This is a genomic window from Parasutterella sp. St.1A3, assembly GCF_059728705.1.
The window spans coordinates 2,297,989-2,316,027 of sequence record NZ_BAAGFK010000001.1; the positions used below are offsets into that span (position 1 = coordinate 2,297,989).

The 18,039-nt window shown below is 50.4% G+C and carries 12 protein-coding genes; 8 read left to right on the forward strand and 4 right to left on the reverse strand.

Going from position 1 to position 18,039, the window contains the following annotated elements:
• Positions 1–6 precede the first annotated feature (6 nt).
• Together AC6I1F_RS10655 and tldD are read left to right on the forward strand one after the other, a co-directional pair.
• On the forward strand, positions 7–831 hold the full coding sequence (locus AC6I1F_RS10655) for a carbon-nitrogen hydrolase family protein (RefSeq protein ID WP_160335349.1): 825 nt from the start codon (positions 7–9) through the stop codon (positions 829–831).
• A complete protein-coding gene (tldD, locus tag AC6I1F_RS10660) occupies positions 821–2,269 on the forward strand; it encodes a metalloprotease TldD (protein WP_251450938.1) in 1,449 nt (482 codons plus the stop codon). The genes AC6I1F_RS10655 and tldD overlap by 11 nt, the downstream gene beginning before the upstream one ends.
• Here tldD and AC6I1F_RS10665 read toward each other — a convergent pair.
• Positions 2,259–3,425, reverse strand: coding sequence for an MFS transporter (locus AC6I1F_RS10665; RefSeq protein WP_290432604.1), 1,167 nt, complete (start codon positions 3,423–3,425; stop codon positions 2,259–2,261). The two genes, tldD and AC6I1F_RS10665, sit on opposite strands and share 11 nt — an antisense overlap.
• A 275-nt stretch (positions 3,426–3,700) precedes the next feature.
• Here AC6I1F_RS10665 and AC6I1F_RS10670 point away from each other — a divergent pair, with 275 nt between their 5' ends.
• Positions 3,701–4,294 carry a lysophospholipid acyltransferase family protein gene (locus AC6I1F_RS10670; RefSeq protein ID WP_160335386.1) on the forward strand — a complete coding sequence of 198 codons (594 nt, stop codon included), beginning with the start codon at positions 3,701–3,703 and terminating at the stop codon, positions 4,292–4,294.
• Positions 4,295–4,296: 2 nt separating this feature from the next.
• Complete coding sequence (locus tag AC6I1F_RS10675) at positions 4,297–5,253, forward strand: phosphatidate cytidylyltransferase (RefSeq protein ID WP_160335346.1); 957 nt, start codon at positions 4,297–4,299, stop codon at positions 5,251–5,253.
• 45 nt (positions 5,254–5,298) lie between these two features.
• Here the strand turns inward: AC6I1F_RS10675 and AC6I1F_RS10680 are convergent, their stop codons facing one another.
• Positions 5,299–6,834 carry a sigma-54-dependent Fis family transcriptional regulator gene (locus tag AC6I1F_RS10680; RefSeq protein WP_289163041.1) on the reverse strand — a complete coding sequence of 512 codons (1,536 nt, stop codon included), beginning with the start codon at positions 6,832–6,834 and terminating at the stop codon, positions 5,299–5,301.
• 184 nt (positions 6,835–7,018) lie between these two features.
• On the opposite strand from AC6I1F_RS10680, the gene AC6I1F_RS10685 reads away from it, so the two are divergent.
• The 4 genes from AC6I1F_RS10685 to AC6I1F_RS10700 are packed head-to-tail and all read left to right on the forward strand — an operon-like array spanning position 7,019 to position 11,669.
• The gene (locus AC6I1F_RS10685) at positions 7,019–8,539 is read left to right on the forward strand and encodes a flavocytochrome c (RefSeq protein ID WP_251450932.1); all 1,521 of its coding nucleotides are present in this window, start codon (positions 7,019–7,021) and stop codon (positions 8,537–8,539) included.
• A 23-nt stretch (positions 8,540–8,562) separates the two neighbouring features.
• Positions 8,563–8,925, forward strand: a complete 363-nt coding sequence (locus AC6I1F_RS10690; RefSeq protein WP_251450930.1) for a cytochrome c3 family protein — start codon at positions 8,563–8,565, stop codon at positions 8,923–8,925.
• Positions 8,926–8,963: 38 nt separating this feature from the next.
• A complete protein-coding gene (locus AC6I1F_RS10695; protein ID WP_251450928.1) occupies positions 8,964–10,604 on the forward strand; it encodes an HAL/PAL/TAL family ammonia-lyase in 1,641 nt (546 codons plus the stop codon).
• An 18-nt stretch (positions 10,605–10,622) separates the two neighbouring features.
• On the forward strand, positions 10,623–11,669 hold the full coding sequence (locus AC6I1F_RS10700; RefSeq protein WP_497801779.1) for a porin: 1,047 nt from the start codon (positions 10,623–10,625) through the stop codon (positions 11,667–11,669).
• 423 nt (positions 11,670–12,092) lie between these two features.
• On the opposite strand, the gene AC6I1F_RS10705 is transcribed toward AC6I1F_RS10700, so the two are convergent.
• Positions 12,093–12,785, reverse strand: coding sequence for a hypothetical protein (locus tag AC6I1F_RS10705; protein ID WP_251450923.1), 693 nt, complete (start codon positions 12,783–12,785; stop codon positions 12,093–12,095).
• Positions 12,786–12,847: 62 nt separating this feature from the next.
• On the reverse strand, positions 12,848–17,608 hold the full coding sequence (locus AC6I1F_RS10710) for an autotransporter outer membrane beta-barrel domain-containing protein (RefSeq protein WP_290432606.1): 4,761 nt from the start codon (positions 17,606–17,608) through the stop codon (positions 12,848–12,850).
• Positions 17,609–18,039: the final 431 nt, after the last annotated feature.

Sequence of the window (18,039 nt, forward strand, 5' to 3'; positions counted from 1 at the left end):
TTAACTATGCTTCGCATCGCAACTTGCCAGATGACTTCAGGGCCAGATACCGCGGCGAACCTACAGACCGCAGAAATGCTGATCCGCAGGGCCGCGCGCGAGGGCGCCAATCTGGTTGTTTTACCTGAACTGTTTTCTCTGGTGACCGGCAGCAGTGAAGAGGTGCTTAAAAACGCTGAAACTTACCAGGACGGTCCGATTCAAAGCGTGATGTCCGCGCTTGCCCGCAGCTTAGGCATTTGGATTGCCGCCGGCACCCTCCCCCTGAAGAGCCCGGAACCCAATCATGTGACAAACTCGCTTTTGGTTTACGACGCGTTTGGTCAGGAAGCAGCCCGCTACGACAAAGTGCATCTATTCTCTTACGAAGGAACAAACGAGCGCTACGACGAGTCCGAACTCTACACGCCCGGACACAAGCCGGTCTCCTTTACGATTCCGCTTGACAACGGCACCGACGTCCGAGTCGGGCTTGCGGTCTGTTATGACTTGAGATTCCCTCAGCTTTTCCGCCTGCAGTCGGGCGTGGATTGTTTCCTTCTTCCGGCCGCCTTTACGACCACAACCGGCAAGGTGCATTGGGAAGTTCTGCTGCGCGCCCGCGCCATTGAAAACCTCAGTTATGTCTTTGCTTCGGCTCAGGCCGGCCGCTCCTCATGCGGTCGGGCGTTCTGGGGCCACTCCACCGCGGTTGACCCATGGGGAACGGTCATCGGACAGCTCAACGGACACGAAACCGGAGTGTTATGCTCTACGGTCGATCCGCTTTTTCTGCGTCGGGTCCGCGAGTCCCTGCCCGCTTTAAACCATCGTGTTGAATATGAGCTTTGAGAATACTTCCACCGCAGTCAAAGAACTGCTTTACGCCAATGGAATTGATGAGAACATGCTGAAAGAAGCCTTTGCGCTTTTTTCCGGTTTTGACATCGATTACGCCGATTTCTATTTTCAGCGCACCGTTGCCGAGTCTTATGTGCTTGAGGAAAGCATTATCAAGACGGGCGACTACAGTACGGATATCGGTGTCGGCGTAAGAGCCGTTTCGGGAGAAAAGCATGCACTTGCGTATTCGGATGTCATCAGTAAAGAAGCGCTTTTTGAGGCGATAAAGACGGTGCGGGCTATCGGCGCCTCTGCTGAGCGTGAGACGACGGTCAAAGTCACTCCCAAGGAAGCCGAACGTCATCTCTATGAGCCAATCAACCCAATTGAACTTGCGCAAACCTCCGAGAAGATTGAGCTCGTTAAGCGGCTTGAGCAGTTTGCGCGCGCAAGAAGCCCGCTTATCACGCAGGTGACCGCGCATGTCGCCTCTTCGCACGACATGATTCTTATCGCCAAGATGGACGGCACGCTGATCGGCGATATTCGTCCGCTTGTGCGTATGGGACTTCAGGTCATTGTCCGCAAGGGCGACAACACGCAGACCGGATTTGCGGGCGGCGGAGGCCGATTCGGCCTGTCCTACTTCACGGATTCGATTCTCGGCAATTACGCCGCTCAGGCGGTTGACGCGGCGGTGCGCAATCTCGAAGCGATCGCTGCTCCGGCGGGCTCCTTCCCGGTGGTGCTCGGAAGCGGCTGGCCGGGTGTACTGCTTCACGAAGCGGTCGGACACGGACTTGAAGCGGATTTCATTCGCAAGGGCACGAGCGTATTCACCGGCCGAGTGAGCGAGCGCGTTGCTTCGCCGCTTGTGACAGTAATTGACGACGGCACCATTGTTGGCCGCAGAGGCTCTCTGGCGATTGATGACGAAGGCAACCTCGCCGCCTGCACGACGCTGATCGACGAAGGTGTGCTGCGCGGCTTTATGCATGACGAAATGAGCGCCCGTCTCATGAATCTTCCGCTTACCGGAAACGGCCGAAGAGAAAGCTTTGCGCACCTTCCGATGCCGCGTATGACCAACACCTACATGCTCGAAGGCGAGACCGATCCGCAGGAAATTATCGAAAGCGTTGACTACGGCATTTACGCGTCTAATTTCGGCGGCGGCCAGGTCGATATCACCAACGGCAATTTTGTATTCTCCATGAGTGAAGCCTGGCTCATTGAAAAAGGCAGGCTCACGGCTCCGGTCAAAGGCGCGACTCTGACCGGAAACGGCGCGGACGCGCTCACCAAGATTGTTTTGGTCGGCTCGGACCTGAAGCTTGATCAGGGCAACGGTGTCTGCGGCAAGAACGGTCAGCACGTACCGACGGGTGTCGGTATGCCGACACTGCGTATTGACGGTCTGACCGTCGGCGGAACCGCTACGGCGTAAGCTCGGAATTCCGGACTGAGAGCGATCTGAGTCTCAGCGTGAGAATAAAAGTGACCGCGATCATCACGGGCACAAGGCAGAGCGCCGCGTGCAGCGAGAAATGCTGCGCGACCCAGCCGATGCAGGGCGGAACAAAAAGAAGGCCGGCGTAGGACATAAACGCGACTGCCGCCGTTGCGCTTGCAGCCGGAATTATGCCGTTGCGACCCGCGATGCTGAAAAGCGTCGGAATCACATGCGCGAAACCAAGTCCCATGACCGCATATGCCGCAAGTACCGTATAAGCGGAATCGGCTTTCAGGATAACACCCATTGCGGCAAGTGCCAGCGCAAGACCGCATAGCATCAGATTGTTTTCGCCAAACTTCGTGCGAAGCGGGTCTCCCGCCAAACGCGCAAAGAAGGTCACAATCGAAAACAATCCGTACACGAGCGCCGCTACAGACTGATCCGCGCCTTTGTCGCCCGTAAGGTACAGGCCGCCCCACTCTCCTACGGTGCCTTCAGACGCGTAAGCGAGCAGAGAGCAAACCGCGCAGATCATCACAACCGCAGGCAGACGATGCTTCTTTGAACCCGTCGAGGCCGAGGTTAAAGCTGTACGGTCCGAAAGGAGATAGCCGCTGAGAGAAAGACTCAGCACCACGAACGCGGCAGAAGCGACAAGAAAGTTGATGCCGCTGCCGATGGCAAGCGCAGCACACACAGACCCGGCTGCAGACGCAAATACCGCTCCAAGACTGTAAAAAGCATGGAACAGATTCAAAGTGGGACGCTTGGACGCTTTCTCGTAAAGAACACCCTGCGTGTTCATCGCTCCGTCAAGCAGACTGACTGAGAATCCGCATATCCCGAAAGCGACAAAAATCTGCGGGACCGTCTGCGCAAAGCCGATGCCTAAAAGACCGAGGAAGCATAAAACCGCATTGACGCAAAGCACCATCCGGCTGGAGAAGCGGCTGATCAGCTTGGGACTGAAAAGCAGACCGAGCAAACCAAAGCAGCCGAACATAAAGAGGCAGAGGCCGATCTGAGAATCACTGAGACCGACATGCATCTTGATTGCCGGCAGACGAGAAACGATAAGGCCGTAATAGAGTCCCGGCAGAAAGAAGAAAACGGCGCAAGCCGCCTTGGAGCGCAGCGGGTGAAACATAAATTCCGATTCTTTCCAGAAAATGAGTGCTTACAAGAAGCGATCAGTCTAACTAAGTTGGCGGACAAATATCTCCAAATCACTGCAAAATATTGTCCCTTTTCTTTTAAAAATCAAGAAATAGCAGGCTGTATCCAGGATCCTCCACCTCTTCTCTTCCATACGAAATTCCGTATTTCTCTGTATTTTTGCTCTGCACGAGCCGTAGTTATAGAGGCATAATTAACGGATATCTCTTTTATTTTGGATCTCAAGTGAAACACGCATTCAAATTCATGACACCGATGGTCTGGATGACACGTCTGCTCGTCGGCGCTTATCCTCAGTGGATCGGCTGTTCACCGGAGAAAAAACAGCGAATCTATTTCGCCAATCATTCCAGTCACCTGGACACGATTGTGATTTGGTCGGCGCTTCCTCGGGCCCTGCGACCGCTCACCCGTCCGGTCGCCGCTAAAGATTATTGGGAAACCGGTATTCGAAGACGCATCGCTGTTGACGAACTCAACGTCGTTCTGGTGGACCGTAAGCGCAGAGAAGGCAGCGATCCGCTGGATCCAATGAGACAAGCACTTGCAGATGGCTCCTCCCTCATCATTTTCCCCGAAGGCACAAGAACACCTCAGCCGCTTCCCGGACCTTTTAAGAGCGGAATTTGGAGACTGATGCGAGAGTTCCCGGAGGTGGAACTGATTCCCGTCTACTTAGAAAATCTGCACCGCTCGATGCCAAAGGGAGCCCTGCTTCCGGTACCGACCTTATGTTCCGTGCGCTTTGGCGCGCCTTTGCCTCATTCGCCTGACGAAGGCAAGGAAGAGTTTCTAGAAAAGGCCAGAGCGTCCGTTATCAGCTTAGCCAGGGAGTTATAAAAATGAGATGGGGATTTTCTACCAATGAAGCTTATTTCACGATCCTGGCGGTCTTGATCTTCTTGTCGGCGGCAGGCACCGTTATTGGCAACCTGCTCGTTAAAAAAGCCGAAGGCAATGAAGCAAGACTCAACAGTCTTCAGGTCGTCAACTCTCGCGTTCGCGCGTCCTGGCCGCTAATCTTCGTATTTGTTATTGCTTTCTGGCTTGGGGACGCCGCGCTCTTGCTTTTCTTTGCGCTTGCATCGTTCTTTGCGCTGCGGGAATTTATTTCCTTGACTCCAACGCGAAGGCTCGACCACCTGATTCTGATCATTGCCTTTTACATCGCGATTCCGGTGCAGTACCTGCTGCTGGGCTTCAAAGAAATCGGATTTTTCACACTCTTTATCCCGGTTTATTTATTCCTTCTGCTTCCGGTTGTCATGGCGCTTGCTAAAGATACGGACCGTTTCCTTGACCGTGTCGCCAAAGTACAGTGGGGCATTATGATCGCGATCTTCTGTGTGAGTCACGCGCCCGCAATCGCGACACTGAATCTCTCCCGCTTTAATTCGAGCGGACCGCTTATGATGCTGTATTTCCTCTTAGTCCTGTATTTTGCGGACTTGTTCCAAATCATGGCATCTGCGATCTGGGGCGGCAGACCAAGCTGGAGTAATCAGTATAAGACTTACAAAGGCATCATTATCGGCAGTGTGGGAGCTCTGATCATGGGCTCAGCACTTTTCTGGATGACACCGTTCCGCGCCTGGCAGGCTCCTTTGATGTCGCTCGTTATTATTATTTCAGGGACCCTTGGCGCCCTGGTGATGTCCAGTATTAAACGCTCGCTGGGCGCCAAACGGCTTGACACCAGCATGGTTCTGACTCGTGGTGCTCTGGACCGCATGGAGATGCTCTTCTTCTCCGCTCCGGTCTTCTATCACTCGATCATTTTCTTCTTTATGGACGTCTAAACGCTCGAAACGCTTTACGATCCCGGGTTTAAAACCCGGGATTTTTTATTCGTGTCCGACGTTTTTAAAATCGATCCCGAGTTTTTCCAGGCGGCTTCTCAAGGTATTCGGGTGAAGGCCTGCGGCTTTTGCTGCTCCATGTTCACCGGAAATACGGCCGGAACATGACCGAAGCAATCGGACAAAGTAGTCCTTCTGCATGGTCTCAAAATCGGGAAGCGTCCTCGCTCCGCCGATACCGTCGGCAGGCACGCGCCTGAAAGCGGGCTCTGACACCGAAGACAGCACAACCTCTATTTCTCGCGAATCATTAGAAAGCAGAAGCGAGCGCTCCAGCGTGTTTTCTAATTCACGCACATTTCCGGGCCAGTCATAGGAAGTCATTGTCAGAACGCTTTGCTCGGAAAGGAGCGGCTTTTGCGTTAAACCGTATTTGCCGACAAGCCGAGAGAGAAACAGCTTGGAAAGCGGAGCGATATCTGCCCTGCGCTCCCGAAGCGGAGGCACTTCGAGCGGAAACAAATTCAGGCGATAGAGGAGGTCCTGTCGAAAAGATCCCTCCTGCGCCATCGCCGATAAATCTCGATTCGTCGCTGCGATCAGGCGGAAGTCCACTTTCTTATCTTTTTCCGAACCAAGCCGGCGTACCACCCGCTGCTGAAGCACGCGAAGCAGGCGAACCTGAGAGGCTGGAGAGAGTTCTCCGATTTCATCCAAAAAGAGCGTACCGCCGTCTGCCTGCTCAAAAATTCCCGCTTTTGCCGCCTTAGCGTCCGTAAAAGCGCCTTTCTCGTAACCGAAGAACTCGGCATCCATCAATGTCTCAGCGATCGCGCCGCAGTTAACCTTAATAAACGGGGCGTTCCTGCGTTTAGACAAGCGGTGCACTAAATCCGCGATGACTTCCTTACCGGTGCCGGTCTCGCCGAGAATCAGCACCGTGACCTCGGTCGGCCCGATCTGCCGAATCTTTGCTGCGAGCGGCGAGAGAGCCGGCGTGGTTTCTTCGAAGGCTCGGATAAGGTTCCTGCGGCCCTGCTCTTCTGAGGTTTTAAGAGCACTGTTCTCGTACTCAAGCTCGGCATTGTTGCAAAAGAGAATTTTGTTCAGGGCATTGCTCGTCACCAAGCAGAACATGTCATGAAGGCGCGCCAGGAACACTCGCTGCTCCTCGCTGAAATTATCCAGGAAGCGGCTGTAAAAGCAGACGACGCCCAAATGAGCTCCGTCCTGATCGAGACTCAGCATCAAAAAAGATTTCACTGTTCCGACCTTTGCCTGCACCACATATTTGGTAAACGGATCGGTTTCAATATCGCTTCCGATATAGGCGGAGCGGTCCGCTCGAAGCGAAACAAGCCCCGGCGGAGGCTTCACAGAGCCGAGCGGAGCTGTCTCTCCGTCCTCACGGCAATGTGCTACGAACACAACCTCGCGCTTCTGCTGGTCAAAAACATTGATAAACGCTCCGTCCGCATGAAAATACGGATTCAGTTCGTTAAACACGTTCTTGAGCGACACGTTGGCGTCCAATGTCGAAATCATCGACAGAATGCACTTGAGATAGAGATCTTCTTTCACGACATTTCGTTTTTTTATGATATTTCGTTAATTTTATTCTCCGAAATATCGTGAATGCAAAATGCGGAAAATACTGATATAAACTTTATCTCTTATTTATCAATAGGTTATATGTCATCGAAAAAGTTGGCACGGTGTTTGCATATTCCCAAGTAATCCCAATACATTAATCCTTGGAGAAAATATGAAACAACAATCCCGCCGCTCTTTTCTCAAGCTTTCGGCTTTAGGTGGTTCCGCTCTTGCCTGTATGGCCGCTCCGCTTCGCGCACAGGGAAACAAACCGCAATTTAACAAAGTCGCCGACGTCATCGTCATCGGAAGCGGCTTTGCCGGTCTTGCCGCCGCTCTGGAAGCGGTTGAGCAGGGACGCTCCGTCATGCTGCTCGAAAAAATGCCCGCTTTTGGCGGCAACTCTGCCATTAACGGAGGAGCATTCGCTGTCGCAGGTTCTCCCCTTCAGGCAAAAGAAGGCATTAAAGACTCTCCCGAACTGATGCTTCAGGACATGATCAAGTCCGGCCGCGGCCTAAGTCACGTTGATCTTCTCAAGAACATTGTTTACGGCACACGTCCCGCTTTTGACTTTACCGTGAAGTACGGAGTGCAGTACAAGCCGTTTGTTCAGCATTTCGGCGGCCACAGCGTTCCGCGCATTATGCAGACCATTGAAAGTACCGGCGGCGGCATTACCCGTCCGCTTGTCGAAGCCGCGCGCAAACTCGGCGTGGACATGCATTTAAACTGCGCCGTAACGGATTTCGTCCAGGACAAAGACGGCCGAGTGATCGGTGTCAAAGTGCTTGAGCGCCACAATTATGAAAAACCGAGTTCCGGCATTGCCCAAGTCTACGGCGCTAGACGCGGCATCATCGCAGCCGCGGGCGGCTTCTCTCAGAACGTCGCTTTCCGCATGCAGCAGGACCCGCTGCTCGGGCCGAACCTTGAATCGACCAACCATCCCGGCGCCACCGGTGAAGTGCTTCAGGCCATGCTCGCACTTGGCGCTCTGCCTGTTCAGCTTGATCAGATTCAGCTCGGACCATGGTCTTCTCCCGACGAAAGAGGTTTCGGCCTGGTCTCTCAGTTCAACACTATTGCCGGCTTCCCGAAAGGCATCATGGTTGATAAACGTACCGGCCGCCGCTTTGTGGACGAGCTTGCCGACCGCAAGGCCCGCGCAGACGCAATCCTTCAGCAACTGGATGAAAACGGAAAACCAGTCTATCCGATCTGTTTTACAGACAGCGAAGGCGCCAAACTCGCCCAGACACTGCCCAACGGTCTCAAATACGGCGTGATCAAGAAATTCAACACGATCGGAGAACTCGCCGACCACTACGGAATTCCCAAAGAAGCGCTTATTAAGCAAGTTGAAGAATTCAACGGTTATATCCGCGCTAAGAAAGACGCCCAGTGCGGCCGTCCTCTTGATATCGCCATTGAAATTAAAACGGCTCCGTTCTATGCCGCCCGCGTCTGGCCAAAAGTGCACTACTGCATGGGCGGTGTCGGTATCACTAAGGACGCTGAAGTCATCAATGTTCGCACTCAGCAGCCGATCCCCGGTCTTTATGCCGCAGGTGAAGTGACAGGCGGAACGCACGGTGCAAGCCGTCTCGGCGGATGCGCCATCGCTGACGGTCTTGTCACCGGACGCGTCGCAGGTGCCGCTGCTGCTAAAGCTCCTGCCGCTGACCTCTAAGAACTCAACTCAAGGAAACGAACATGAAAAAAATCATCTCCGCTCTTCTTATCGCCTTCTCGCTGTCCGGTGCGTTTGCCGGCGCTCAGCAGCTCAAACCGCAGCATCAGGCCGCTGCTAAAGACTGCGCCGTCTGCCATACACGGGGAAACGCCGTCAATGGAAACGCTTTTGTCACTCCGGACAATAAGGCCTGCTTAACCTGTCATCAGAGCTATGAAGCTCTCGCACAGAGAACGGCCAAGCTACCCAACGGAGAACCTAATCCGCATGCAAGTCATCATTACGGAAGCGGCATTTCCTGCACTGCCTGCCACAGCGAACATAAACCGGCACAGCAGGCTTACTGCAACAACTGCCACTCCTTCAAGTATCAGCAGAAGTAGTCACCGACAAAATCAAACTCAGTCTCAAAGGTACAATCATGAAATATTCTCTTCTTGCTCTCCTTGTTATGTCAGCTACCGCCAACGCAGGCGTCGTCACTCTTGACGGTGCGCACCTTACTCAGGATCAAGCCTGGGCCATCGCTGAAGGCAAAGATACTGTTGCAATTGCTCCGGAAGCCATGCAGCGTCTTAAAGACGCCCATGAGCTTGTACTTGCGGCTGCCAAGCGCGGTACTCCGGTCTACGGTCTGACGGTAGGCGTCGGTCTCAACAAAGACAAGCCGCTCTTTAACTCTCATGGAGAACTCTCCCAAGAGGTTATTGACGCCTCCAAGGCCTTTAACCGCAACGCTTTAAGAAGTCACTCTGCAGGCATCGGACCGATGATGTCGGATGAACTGACTCGTCTGCAGATGGTTATTCGCCTGAACACGCTGCTTGCCGGCCAGACCGGTGCTCAGCCTTATGTCGCCGAACTCTATAAAGAATTCCTGAATAAAGGCATTACGCCTCAGATTCCTTCCCGCGGTTCGGTTGGTGAAGCCGACATCACACTCTCCTCGCACATCGGTGCGGTCATGATGGGCGAGTGGAAAGCCAAAGTGAACGGAAAAGAAGTCTCCGGCAAGGAAGCGCTTGATAAAGCCGGCATCAAGCCGCTTGATCCGGAAGGCAAGGATGCGCTCGCCATTCTTTCTACCAATGCGGCCGCGGCTGCGCAGATTATGAAAGCCGCCAAGGACGCAAGACGCGTTATCGACGTTTCTCCGACTGTCTTTGCGCTGAGCCTTGAAGGTCTTAACGGCAACATCGCTCCGGTACTCCCTCAGGCTGTCAAAGTACATCCTTTTGACGGACTAGATAAAGAAGCGGAAAAAATCCGCACTAATCTTGAAGGTTCCTACCTTTGGAAGAAAGACGCTTCCCGCGCGCTGCAGGATCCGCTCTCCTTCAGAACCACCGTATACACGATTCGTGAAGCCAGAAACGCACTTAACCATCTTGACCGAGAACTCGCTGTTCAGATCAACTCTTCCGACGACAATCCCGCCACAATCCTGAATGCGGACAAAGACTACGCTGAGCATGATCAGGTTGCTCAGTATTTCGTCGGTGACAAGAAAGCTGCCGGCGCCATTATTCCGACAGCCAACTTCGAGCCGCTGCCGGTCGCGATCGCTGCCCAGAGACTTGGCATGGCAATGAGCCATCTGTCTCACAACAGTGTTCAGAGAACCATTCATCTCTCTGATGACCACTTCACCGGTCTGACTCGTTTTCTGAGTGACCCGAGCAACAAAGGACACGCATTCGGCGCCATCCAGAAACCGTTTGTCGCGCTGCACTCTGAAAACATCGCGCTCAGCAACCCTGTATCCGTTCTCGGTACTCCGGTCGCCGGCGACATTGAAGACACTTACACCAATCTTCCTCTGGTTGCAGAGCGTCTCGGCAAGATCGCAGACAACATGGGCTACATCTACAGTCTTGAACTGCTTCACGCCGCCCAAGCAATCGACCTCAGAAAGAATCTGAAGGGCGACTTCAAGATGGGTAAAGGATCTGAAAAGCTCTATAAAGACTACCGCTCGATCGTTCCGTACGTCAATGTCGACCGCGTCTACACGACCGACATTGAAAACGGCAAGAAACTCATCATGGGCGAAAAGCGCTGATCAGGGAGGAGACAAATCATGAAAAAATCACTCATCATGTCTGCTCTGCTGTGCGCCTTTTCAGTTCCGGCAGCTTACGCTCAGTCCAATGTCACGCTTTACGGTGTCATTGACGGCGCGATTGCGGTCTCCAAAGTCAGAGGCGGCGACACACGCATCGGCTTTGACAACGGCATCTGGGCGGGGTCCCGCTTCGGCATCCGCGAAACAGAAGATCTTGGCAGCGGCTACAGCATCGGCTTTATCCTGGAGCAGGGCTTTAAGACCTTCAGCGGCGAAGCGATGAATTTGAGCAAAGCATTTGCCCGTCAGTCCACGCTTTCCATCACTGCTCCTTTTGGTGAAGCCGCTTTCGGCCGCACCGGCGGTCTTTCTTCTGACTGCGGCACCTACACCATCCTTCACGGCTCTTCCCTCTGGACCTCGTACTACAACAACGGCAATATTTACGGGACATTCATTCTCTCCGACCGTTATGACAATATGGCCGTTTACAAGACTCCGTCTTTCAACGGCTCCACTGTCACTCTGATGTACTCGAACGGCATCGGAGGAGACAGTGAAAAATGGTCCAGGAACGATCACTACTACGGTGTCGGCTATGAGTATGCTGCCGGCAAAGCGCTCTTTAGCGCGATTTGGGAAATGTACGACAACAAGACCTTGGGCTATAAAGCTTCCAACGTCTTCACAGTCGGCGGTTCTTACGATTTCGGATGGGCGACGCTCTACGGCGCTTACCAGTATGCCAACCATTCTTCCCGTCTTTCTGACTACGTCAGACCGGACAGCATGGGCAAGGACGGTGCCAACCAGCACGGCTTCTCCGCTTCTATCGGCATTCCGGCCGCAGGCGGCACAGCCAAGCTGCAGGGCAACTACGGCATCGGCAAGATTAAAGGCGCGGAAGACGACGATTATCGTCTTTGGTCCGTTGCGACTGCGTACGAATATCCGATCAGCAAGCGCACGTACGCAGGCTACGGCAGAGGTAAGAAAGCGGTCTGCTCGGTGGATAACTACAACAGCTGGACAATCAGCAGCGGATTAAGTCACAACTTCTAAATCGGGGATTGGTTCTTCATACAAAGGAGCCTGAAGCACTCAGACAGTCTCTTCGGCAAACGTCAAAAGTAAATCCTTCAGCTCCTCGAAGAATCCGGGCTTTAACCTTCTGAAGATTTTTCCGAACACTTCGGCGCCTCAAACGGCGCCGGAGTTCTTTTTATAGCTGACGTACTCAAAGAGAACTTCGGCAGATGGATCTACAGTTTTACCGGGTAAGCCCGAACGATTCCTACTGTATTTGCGATCATCCGTCTGTTCTAAAAGCTCTATCCCTTGGCTTCGTTCGTCTCTATAATAAAAATTGCTCCTCGATCTTTAAAAGAAACGAGGAGCCGACCAGCGAAGCCTACTGAGGAATGACTTCACATTTGGATGGTCTAAGTACTACAAAAGATAAAATCTTTCAACTGCCTTGTTCCATCAAGGCAATTTGTTTTCCAGCTTTTTAACCCCTTCAAAAATCATCTGTTTGTAGAAACGACGGACAAACTCTGTATGGAAGTCCATGTTGTTAAAGTACGAGAACGTAAAGCGTTTCGGATCCTGACCTAATTCTTTTTCCTTCGAATCTTCGTGGCCGACAAACATATGGTCCGTCTTGGGCACAGCTTCAAACTTCTTGCCGTCCGCAAGCGAAAGGTCCATCTTCATCGTCATGTCGTACTCGTAGACAATCTTCTCAGGATGGTTATCCGGATCCGCTTTTTTAGCCGCAACTGCCGCTTTCGTCTTCCCACTCATGGCGCGAGTCACGTCAATCGTCATCACGCCCTGTTTTTCCTTATCGTCCTCCTTAACGATCTTAAAGAGGCCAGTTTCCTCTAAATAGCGTTCTGCCGCGAACCACAATCCGTACTGTTCACGCCAGTCAGCAGGACGCTCCTCAAAGGGCTCTGTCACGATAGGGCGTCCCTCCCAGAGGTAGTTAACAACCAGAGAGACTTTCAGGGGTTCTTCAGCCTTTTTAAACTGATCTGCCTCGATAACCTGAGTCGGCTGCGCAAACCAGCTCTCTCGCGGGTAGTCCTTATGATCATAAGAAGCACAGGCGCTCAGACCAAGTACAGCCGCTGACAGAATGATAATTCCAAATATTTTGCTTTCTTTTTTCATGATATGGATTCCGTTAGATGTTCCGGGAGAAGGAGAAGGAATCCTCCTTAGCTTCCCAAAGATCAGAACATGTACTTGATACCAATTTGCGCGGTTTCGTTGTGGTATCCGGCTTTACCGGCCTGAACCCCGACACTCGCCCAACCAAGCGTATTACGCGTTATATGCCCTTCAAGACCCATACGGAATTCGCCCAGATCACGGCCGCCGTCCATGTAAGTCTTCGAGCTGCCCATCTGAACACCGGTCTTCTTAGTGTTGTGGATCCAGTTCCCTTCGATGAATCCAAGACCTTTGTTCATGTAATTACCGTGAACTCTTGCGCCAACTCTAATCGACACATTGTCCTTACCAAGCTGCTTGTACTTAGTATCGGTTGAATCATAGCCGTCTTTGGCTTTAACTCCGTCCCACACCAACTGTACTTCTGGCTGGAAGGTCCAAATCACCTTATTGAAATCCTTTGTGCCGGATTCGCCAATAGGAATCGTGTACCCACTTTCCACCGACCAAACCCAGCCATGAGACTTGTAATCAAACGTCGACGTCATCCCGCCCCACAGCTTGTTGTCATAGCGACCGTACAGCAGCCATGTGTCTACATAAAAGCCATCATCCGGACTGTTGCCTGTATAAAGGGTTCCGTAGATACCGGTCGCATAACCGTCTGATCGTGATTTAGCAACATCAAATGTTCTCGTATCAGCTCTGTGATACAGACCGCCTGCAAAGACGCCGCCAATGTACTTCCAGTCCTCGTTAATCTCATTGCGAATCAAGTCCGAGCCGATCTGAGTAACTGCAGTGCGGGCATGTGTCTTGCTTGCTCCGCCGCCGGACTTAAAGTGAGAATGACTTCCGACCTGACGAACCCAAGCCGCCGCTGGTTTTTCCTTGCCATCGAACGGATCAAGGTAATAAGCCTGACCGAATCGATCATGCAGACGCATATGCATCTTCGCCCAAGACTGAGAGTTAGCCATATAGGCCCCGCCCTCGGGGCGCAGGTCATCTTTAGGCTTTAGATCCTCGTGGCTATTCACCAGGTACCAGTCGTTACCATCTTCTCCTTGTTCCACAAGATGATATCCCCATACAAATTTTTCATTATCTCTGGCGACCACTCTGAGAACTTCTCCTTTTTCCGCCGGAAAAGAAAGCGTGACTTTCGCAACTGGATCCTTAACCTCGAAAATCAGAATCCCGTCTTTACCAACATACTCTCCTCTCGAATTATTGAGCGCTCCAAATCCCCCCTGTTCATTGGTAAAGTAAACGGTTGACTTACCAGAGGCCGTATCCGCATAAACTACGTCAACATCAGAGTTCATCAACCCTTGTACAAAACCTTGATAGAACAATTTTGAATCTGATCCTCCGGTGTAAGTACCTATATGAACCTTATTTAACGAAACATTCAACGGTATTGCAGCATCTCCTCTGACCTGATGAGACAAATACACAGATCCGTTATTCGCAATTGTCTTTATAGATGCCGTATAAATATTTTCATCAACGACTTTCTCTGCGGCACCTAAAGCACTTGCTCGCGCGCCTACATTCTTCGTAATATCAAAATACAAAGAAGAATCTTTATCTACATGAACGGCTGCGCCAATCAAAGCTTCCGGAGAAGTAAGATAGATACTCGAAGATTTCAGCTCAACTGTGCCACTGAAATCTGGGTTATTAGATCGAATATAAGATGCTCTGTCGATAAATGTCAGTTTCGAAGAAGCACTGCCCTTAAGACTGCCGGCAATATTATCGTTACTCACTACACTACCAGCTTGATTCTTGACTGTAAGTTCCCCGCCTGTTGAGCCCATATTCGCCTGATATTCGTCTGGATCAGTTTCTCCAAATGAAATCGCAGCAGCTTGGTTAAAGTCAAGCACTGATCCCGCTTGAACCTGCAAGGCACCTACTGTCTGTACATGCCCCTGCAGATATACGTTTGCAGGTTTAGTACCTGCTTCAGGAGAGCCTATATGAAGTTGTGAGGTATATTTAGTATCATTTTTCCCTAAAGCTCCATCGATACCGAGAACCAGCATCGCACCTTCTGAGACTATCGTAGCCCCTGTGTAGGAGTTTGGCTGAGGTGTCTTGTATACGACTTCATAAAGCGCTTTTCCCTCTCCGGGAACTTTTGGTTTAGTGTCTGTTTTTTCAGTATCAATATTGTAAATAGTATTAGGACTACCGATAATCACCGTAGAGTCCTTTGCGATAGTGACACCTCCCTCACCAGTAAGTTCAGCTGATAAAGTAAAGAGTTCCTGCTTGGGTTTTGAGGTATCTCCTGACTCGAAATTTTCAATAACGAGACCATTGGGATCAACCTCTTTATTCCAACCGTTCAAAACAAGACTTTCGCCCTTAGTAATATCCAGGCTCTTTAGCCAGTACTTTAGCCCGATACCTGCTTCCGTTCCCAGATCTGAAACCTTACCTATTGTCCCGTCATCGAGTACACCGTCGTGCCCGTCAAAATGTAGATATTTATAGAAGCCATAAGTAGCTTTTGCAACAGCGACAGGCACTGTCTCCTCCGAAGCTTTGTCTTTTGGCTTGCTTTGATAGATTGTAAACGGGACGTCAAACGTCATTTCACTCGCTTTGACGGAGCTATCGCCATCTTCTACTGACACTTTTTGATACACAATGCCATCTTTGATAATTCCGACAAAAGTGTTTCCAAATGCGTTGGTGTTTTGTCCCTGACTCTCCCTGAAGTTAGCAATTTCATCAAAAGAAATTTGGACCGCCGGGACGTCACCACTACCATCGTTCATACCTAAATAAAGTACAAGACCTTGGTAGTGATACCTAAACTGGTGCATTAATGCCGGTCTGTGGTTGGAAACTTCACCCCCAACACTAGTATCGGTGACGTAGCTATACCACATGCCGTCGTCATGAGTCAGAAGAGATAATTCTCCGCCTACATAACCATGATTAACGCTTCCGTCATCTTTATTAAACAGACTTACCTTTGTATTAAAAGATTTCCCGTCCCCAGAGATTCCATCTGATAAATTTGCGTAAGCGCCTACCCAGAAGTTGTGCAGCTTATCTGTAACATTACTTTGAGAGCTATCAGTCGCTTTTAAGCTGGAATGATATCCTTTCCTATTGATAAGGTAGGAACCAGCAACCTGTTGACCAAGATGGATACTTTCTTTCGCATCCTCTGCAAAGCGACGAGTTGCCTTTTCAAGTGGATCTTCATCCAATGGAATTCCTACTCCGTCAACCCCTTCAGTGTTTGAACCAGGATAATAGTTTCGGAAAACATCAAAAGTTCCATCCAAAGCCTTAGTGTCTACATACTGTCCAAAAGTGATATACCGAACATATGCGGAATCAGCTTCAACATCTCCGGCAATATACGCAACACCCCGCCTACGATTGACTGCCTGTGTTGTCTTCTCATTAAGAGAGTTCGTCTGATAATAACTTGTGGCACTATCTGGTTGTAACTCACCCTCCGCCGTTGTAGTGCCGTATATGGCTCCAGCTTTAATTGTCGTATCTTTCAATGAAACCAGATTAGCATGCAGATCTCTGAATTGATATACACCATCCTCTTCTTGAATCTTGAGCTGATCCTGAAATTCCAGGCCTCCAATGACATTGCCATTAATTACTGAGCCTTCTGCTGCAACTATGTTGTCAGCTGCAACACCTGTAGACCAACCTCCGTACACACTAAAACCGACGCCAGATCCTTCTTCATCGGGATAATCGTGCCACGACATATCGTTGTTTTTTGCGTCAACATAATAACCTAAATAACTATTTTTTATAGTAACTATGTTGTTATTCGCGATAGCAGAAACCCTTTGACCAGACCTATCCCCATCATCTTTGTAAAATTCATCTGATCCGTAAACGACTTCTTTATATTCACCGGTATCAGTTGAATTAATTCGGTAGTAATAGAGCCCACGGCCGCCTACCAAGCCCAGCTTACGCGCATCTGCCATCCCTGCTACTACGGCAACATTATTCAGATTTACTCGATTGTTATTTGCCTGGTATCCCTCGGCACCAAAAATTCCCTTCGTAATGACCAAACCCAAAGATGCATTATTCGTTTCTAGGGTTCGCGCACCCCCCTCTACAATAGTGCCATTGATTTGAACGGAATTGCGATTTGTCTCAAACCCTGCATGTACTACATTCTGAACACAATCAAGCTGGGAAGATCGACCCCCAAAAACTAATTTCGCATAGAACTTCGAACTCTCAGCCATATTCACGACAACAGAGTTATCGTTCGCATTACCCGCGTCCACATCGTAACCATCTAGCGAAGTTCCTCCGCCAAGATCATTTCTAGCGCCATATACTTTAGCCAGAATAGCAGACCCTTTCTTAAAATTAAGAATTACACTAGATTTGTTTGTTGTTGAACTGTAATTTGGCCCTGCCGACGTTGCGTTTGCTAACGTCATGTACTGCCCATAATTCTCATATTTAGTGTCAGTTAAAATCGTTTGTAAACTTGCTGTAATCCATAATGCCTTAGTTTTACCATAGGTGTCAGAGAATTTATTCTCATTCTGCGTGTCTGTTACAACATCCTTGACAATTATTTCAAGTTGCGGATTCTCAACCTCCGTTCCCTGCACTGTCCACAACCAGTTATGGTTGCCAGTGTCCAAATCGTAACGATCCCCAGTAGTTCCGACGTCCTTGACGACGGAGTGAACGTCACCCAGATTGGGAGTAACGATTTGGAGCACATCGGGATTAGTACCGTCCCAGTCCGCGGCAAAAACTGGATCAATCACATTCGGAGCAGTGACAGCCAAACCACACGTCGCAAGTACAGCTATTGCGAGGGGATGTATAGAATGATGAGATTTTTTCCCAGTCAACAAAAAATGGCCAAAGCTACCGAAGCCTAATCTATGATTGCTATGGGGATTGTTGTTATATTTCCGTTGGGATCCTATATAGGGGGGGGTTGCATTCTAGACATTTTATCCTCGAGGTTTCTTTATTTTGTATGACTTATTATAAAAATCTACCTTCATATTTCAACTAAAAATTATAGGCTACATATAAACACACAATAAGAAATTTCATCCTCGAAGGTATCTCTCGATTTCCGTCCCTGATGATTCGTTTCTAAAAAACACATACTCACAAATAAAGTTAGCGAGGATATCTCACCCAAACCAATAACTCACCCCTCTATTAATTTTCTTCCCTGATCCTGCCAATTAGCGCTACGGGAAAA

Excerpts from the sequence above, each read along its gene's own strand:
- AC6I1F_RS10700 (WP_497801779.1), top strand. The coding sequence starts at position 10,623 with ATGAAAAAATCACTCATCATGTCTGCTCTGCTGTGCGCCTTTTCAGTT.
- AC6I1F_RS10685 (WP_251450932.1), top strand. The coding sequence starts at position 7,019 with ATGAAACAACAATCCCGCCGCTCTTTTCTCAAGCTTTCGGCTTTAGGT.
- tldD (WP_251450938.1), top strand. The coding sequence starts at position 821 with ATGAGCTTTGAGAATACTTCCACCGCAGTCAAAGAACTGCTTTACGCC.
- AC6I1F_RS10690 (WP_251450930.1), top strand. The coding sequence starts at position 8,563 with ATGAAAAAAATCATCTCCGCTCTTCTTATCGCCTTCTCGCTGTCCGGT.
- AC6I1F_RS10675 (WP_160335346.1), top strand. The coding sequence starts at position 4,297 with ATGAGATGGGGATTTTCTACCAATGAAGCTTATTTCACGATCCTGGCG.
- AC6I1F_RS10705 (WP_251450923.1), bottom strand. The coding sequence starts at position 12,785 with ATGAAAAAAGAAAGCAAAATATTTGGAATTATCATTCTGTCAGCGGCT.
- AC6I1F_RS10655 (WP_160335349.1), top strand. The coding sequence starts at position 7 with ATGCTTCGCATCGCAACTTGCCAGATGACTTCAGGGCCAGATACCGCG.
- AC6I1F_RS10695 (WP_251450928.1), top strand. The coding sequence starts at position 8,964 with ATGAAATATTCTCTTCTTGCTCTCCTTGTTATGTCAGCTACCGCCAAC.
- AC6I1F_RS10670 (WP_160335386.1), top strand. The coding sequence starts at position 3,701 with ATGACACCGATGGTCTGGATGACACGTCTGCTCGTCGGCGCTTATCCT.
- AC6I1F_RS10665 (WP_290432604.1), bottom strand. The coding sequence starts at position 3,425 with ATGTTTCACCCGCTGCGCTCCAAGGCGGCTTGCGCCGTTTTCTTCTTT.